Annotated in this window: 2 protein-coding genes; one reads left to right on the forward strand and one right to left on the reverse strand. The window is 73.4% G+C overall.

The window, feature by feature from the left end; genetic code table 11:
• Positions 1 to 366 precede the first annotated feature (366 nt).
• Entirely contained in the window at positions 367 to 2463 is a 2097-nt protein-coding gene (locus tag ACIQOW_RS01320) for an NB-ARC domain-containing protein (protein WP_401078344.1), read from the forward strand.
• Here ACIQOW_RS01320 and ACIQOW_RS01325 read toward each other — a convergent pair.
• Entirely contained in the window at positions 2403 to 4043 is a 1641-nt protein-coding gene (locus ACIQOW_RS01325) for a CDP-glycerol glycerophosphotransferase family protein (protein WP_401078347.1), read from the reverse strand. The two genes, ACIQOW_RS01320 and ACIQOW_RS01325, sit on opposite strands and share 61 nt — an antisense overlap.
• Positions 4044 to 4205: the final 162 nt, after the last annotated feature.

Genomic DNA, 4205 nt, shown 5'->3' on the forward strand with positions numbered 1-4205 from the left:
GCCCGCTGCCCGCTGCCCGCTGCCCGCTGCCCGCTGCCCGCTGCCCGCTGCCCGCTGCCCGCTGCCCGCTGCCCGCTGCCCGCTGCCCGCTGCCCGCTGCCCGCAAATTTTTCATTATATCGGCTTGGTCGGATTCGACACAAGGGTGGCGAGGGATGGCGGACTCAACTAGGTGGGCCTCGTGTGGCATATCCCGATCGTATCGATCGAAGCGCCGCCATTCCGAGGGTTCCTTCCAGTAACGTGACCTCGTCGGCGATCCGGAAGGCGGTGGACTGCGTGAGCGGGCGGGAGAGTGCGGAGCACTCCGTGCCGCAGCACGTGGTCAACAGCGTGCCGGGGACTGTGCATGGCCAGATCGCTCAGGTGGGCAATGTCCACGGCGGCATCACGTTCAACTACCACTCGGCGCCGTCCCCGGACCGGGTGCCCCGGCGTCCCGACCAGGTGCCCAGGCCGCCGCACCGCTTCGTCAACCGCGAGTGGGCGCTCGCTGAACTGGACGGGGCGCTGGCCGGCACCGAGGACACCCGGGGCTGCCCCATCGGGGTGTTTAGCGGTCTCCCCGGCATCGGGAAGACCGCCGCCGCCCGACAGTGGGCCCACCGCCATCGGGAACGCTTTCCGGGCGGCCAGTTCTACGTGGACTTCGGGGCCCTGGGCGGCGGTGCCGGCGGGGACGTCTCGGAGGCGCTCGCGATGTGTCTGCGCGGCCTCGGCGTGTACGACCCCTACCTGCCGGCCAGGCTTGCCGACCGTGCCGCGCTCTACCGCACCCTGTCGGCGGACCGGCGGATGCTGGTGGTGCTCGACGACGTCAGCCACCCGGCCCAGGTCACCGCGCTGCTGCCGCAGGGCGCCGGCAGCGCGGTGCTCGCCACCAGCACCTGGCGGCTGGGGGAGCTCGCCCTCGACGGGGCCGCGCTGCTCCATCTCGACGTGCTGGATCGGGACAGCTCGCTGGAACTGCTGGCCGTACTCTGCGGGGAGCGGCGGGTCGACGCCGAGCCGGAGGCCGCGGCGGAGCTGATCGGGCTGTGCGGAGGCCTGCCGATGGCGGTGCGGTTGTGCGCCGCCCGTCTGATGACCCACCGGCGGTTGACGATCGGCGCACTGGTCGGTGAACTGGCCGACGAGCAGGGCCGCCTCGGTCGGATCGCCATGTCGCCCGGCCGGGAGGAGCGCACCATGGCGGCCGCACTCGAACTGGTCTACCGGGACCTCTCCGACACTGCCGCGACGGTCTACCGGGCCGTGGGCTGTTTGCCCAACCGGGCGTTCGACACTGCACTGGTGGCGCTGACCTCCGGGTACCCCAGGGAGAGCGCGCAGGAGGCACTGGACACCCTCGAAGCGGCGAGCCTGCTGACCGGGACCGAGGACGGCCGGTACTCCGTGCACGGTCTGGTCCGGCTGCACGCGCGGGAGATGTCCCGGCGGCTCGACCCGCCCGGTACGGAGCGGGAGGTGGTTTGCCGGGTGAGTGGTCACTACCGCGCCCTGGCCCTGCTGGCGGACCTCGCAGTCCGGGCCGACCGCCTGAGGATCACCGAACCCGCCGAGGTCCTCGGAACCGGCGTTCCCGGGGCTGAGGGCAACGGCGCCGGGCCGTTCGAGACCGCAGACAGCCCCCGGCAGGACGCCTTGGACTGGCTGGAGGCCGAGCGCGGTGATGTCCTCGCCGTGCTCAGGGCCGCCGCGGCGTTCGGGTTCGACCGTCAGGCGTGGCAGCTGGCGGAGGCGTTCACCGTGCTCTTCCTGCACCATCGGCACGTGGCGGACTGGCGGGAGTCCCTGGAGCTGGGGGCTGCCGCCGCGAAGCGCGACGGGCAGCCGGCGGCCGAGGCCAGGCTGCGCAGCCTGCTCTCCCGGCCACTGCTCGACCTGGGCCGGGACGACGAAGCGCGGGAGCACTTGGAGGCCGCAGACCAGTTGGCGGTGGAATCGGGCCACATCGTCCTCCAAGCGTCGGTGCAGGAGTTCCTGGGCCGGTACTGGGACCGGCACGATCCGGCCCGCGCGGCCGACGCGTACCGCGCCTCGCTCGCGCTCAACCTCCAGGCAGGGGAGGGGCGCGGTGCCGCGCTCGCCCGCTACTTCCTGGGCTGCGCGCAGAGCGTCGGCGGCGATCACGCTGCCGCCCTGGCCGCCCTCGCCGAAGCCAGGGAGGACCTGCTCGCCCGGGGCGACGCGCGGATGGCGGCGCGGGTGCTGGCGGACCTGGGTCGGACTAGGGCGCGCCTCGGAGACCCCGCCGGCGCGGTGGCCGATCTGCGGCAGGCCGTCACGGATCTGCGCGGGGAGGGGGCGTCCCACTACGAGGCGCGGGCGCTGGAGGACCTCGCGGACCTACTGGACGACCCGGCAGAGGTGCGGGACTGCCTGCACAGGGCGCTCGCGGTCTACGAGGAGGGCGGCAGTCCCCGGGCGGCGGAGGTCCTGTCCCGGCTCGCCGGGGACTGATCGGCCGCGGCGGGGTGGTGGACTCGGAGCAGCAATTCCTGGCCGAGAGTTCCGCGACGCAGCGTCACCGCGACGCCGTCCGGCGGCGTGCCGAGGCGCAGACAGGTGTACACGGCGGCGGCGGCGGCGCCCGGGTCCGGGCACGGTCCGGTGGTGCCGATGACGTCGACCGTTCCGCCACCGCGCACGCCGACCAGGCACCCGTTCTCCCCGACGACGGCCGCCAGTCGGGCACCGGGGAAGTCGGTCAGCAGCTCGGTGATCCGTCGCCGGCCGTCCTCGGCGGCGAGGACGGCCGCGCGGACCATGATGGTGGTGGCGCTCTCGGCGAGTCGGGTGTCCGGCTCGTCCACGTCGCAGGCCAGGTGCCGGAACGAGTCCGCAGTCTCCGCCGGTTCGCCCGCCAGCGCAGCCGGAAAGCGGTGCAGCTCCACCTCGATCGCGCCGGACCGGACGCCGGTGACCGTGGTGCGGACCAACAGCGAGCGGGGCGGTGCGGCGCCTGGGGCCGGCAGCGGGAAGGCACGGGCTGTCCGGGCGGGCTGTTTGGGAGGGGCCAGGCCGAGCAGGTCGTAGACCGTCCTGCGAAGCCGGGGGAGTGCCTGGCCGGGGGTGGTGAACGCCTCGGAGGTGACCCGGTCGTAGCGGTCCGGGCGGTGATCGGCCAAGGCCGCCCGGAGCTGTCCGGGCAAGGGCCGTGCGGTGTCCAGCCGTGGTGCCGCGGTGCGCAGGGCCCAGCCCGCCGTGCCGGGGACGGCCTCGGAGCCGAAGGCGGCGAGCAGCACCGGGCGTCCGATCGCCGCTCCGTACATGGTCACCGAGCCGTGGTCCCCGATCACCAAGTCTGCGGCGACCAGGGCCTGCTGCCAGCCGTCCGTCGGGTCGACGGTGGTCAGCCCGGCCTCCACCGCGGTCCGCTGGAGGACCCCCACCTGCCAGGCGCCGTGCCCGGACCACACGTTGGGGTGCAGGACGAGGGCGACCCGGTACTCGTCGACCGGGAGCTGAGCCAACAGCTCAGCCGGCAGTTCCGGGTGGCGTCCGGCCAGTGACTCCGTGCCCCAGGTCGAGGTCACCAGCACCAGGCGCTGGCCGGGGAGCACGCCCAGGGCGGACCGGTACCGGTCGCGCCACCGGTCGCTGGCGAGGAGCCGGTCGTAGCAGGGGTCGCCGGTCAGCACGGTCCTGCCGGCCGTGCCGGGGTGGAAGGACGCTAGCTGGGCCTCCTGGGCGGGGTGCGACACCGCGAGCCAGGCCCGGCGGGTCTCCAGTAGCGAGTCCGGCACCAGCCCGGACAGTCGGGTGCCGGTACTGGCTGAGTCGGGGACCTGTTTCTGGAAACCGATGCCGTGGGGCAGGACCAGGACTGGGTAGTCCCCCGGGGGGACGGTGAGGTTTTCCGACGCGGAGATCACCAGGTCGGGAGCGCTCTCGGCCAGCTGCGACCACGGCATGGTACGGCAGCCCAGCGAGCGGAGCAGGTCGAGGACACCGTCGTTGAAGGCCGAGGTCGGGTCGTACGCGAAGACCACGGTGACCCGGGCGTCGTCGTGGAGTATCTCGGGAACCACGTCCAGCACGCGCACGAGCGAAGTGACCGTCCGCGCGGCCACGACCACGGTCCGTTCGCCTTCGAAGGTTCGCCAGCGGTGGGCATCCGCCCCCACGGGGACGTGAATGCGCTCATCGGGATCCATCGTGCACCTCCGCTTGACCGCAGGATCCCACAGCGCCGCTCAGGC

Source organism: Kitasatospora sp. NPDC091335, assembly GCF_044757205.1.
In the GTDB taxonomy this organism is placed as follows: domain Bacteria; phylum Actinomycetota; class Actinomycetes; order Streptomycetales; family Streptomycetaceae; genus Kitasatospora.